This is a genomic window from Cognatiluteimonas weifangensis (assembly GCF_003416885.1).
Classification (GTDB): Bacteria; Pseudomonadota; Gammaproteobacteria; order Xanthomonadales; family Xanthomonadaceae; genus Cognatiluteimonas; species Cognatiluteimonas weifangensis.
The window spans coordinates 1-608 of the sequence record NZ_QVPD01000007.1 but is presented as its reverse complement, the minus strand read 5'-3'; the positions used below and the strand labels follow the sequence as shown (position 1 = coordinate 608).

At 65.0% G+C, this 608-nt stretch carries 1 pseudogene; it reads right to left on the bottom strand.

The window, feature by feature from the left end:
* Window positions 1–61: 61 nt before the first annotated feature.
* Window positions 62–355: pseudogene (locus tag D0Y53_RS13260) on the bottom strand (choice-of-anchor Q domain-containing protein); the annotation flags it as partial.
* Between the last annotated feature and the right edge of the window lie 253 nt (window positions 356–608).

The following is a 608-nucleotide window of genomic DNA, read 5'->3' as shown; positions in this document are numbered from 1 at the left end:
ATTTGCCGTCGCCGTTGAAGTCGCCGACCCCGACGATCTGCCAACCGAGGTCGGTGACCGCGGCCATGGGTTGTGGAGTGCCGCTGCTGCCGGATTTCCAGATGGTGTTGGCACCGACGCGGGCGTGGCGCCAGAGCACATCGGACTTGCCATCGCCGTTGAAATCCAGTTCGACGTGCTTGCCGGTCACCACGGGCGCACTGGCCGACTGCACCTCATAGGCGCCGATGTCGTTGGCGGGTCCTGCGGGGCGTTTTTGCAGCAGGAAGTCGGTGGTGACGGCGCTGATGGTGGGGGCCTTGTCGATGACGGGGCTGCCGGCGAGGGGCGTGGCATCGAAGGAGGCGAGGGTCATGTTGGCGAGTTTGGGATCCTGGCCGCAGAGGCTGCCGGTGGGGCAGGTGTTGTTCTTGACCTTCCAGACCAGGTTGCCGGAATAGCTGTCGACCACGCCGGTGTTGTTGGCGTAGAAGAGGGAGCTTTGCTTGCTGGGGTCGCGGTAGGTGGGGAAGCCGATGAGGACGTTGTTCTGGATGGCGAGCCTGTTGGTGGAGTCGCCCTCGATGGCGCCGATGAGGACGCCGCCCTGGCCGGTGATGGTGTTGTGG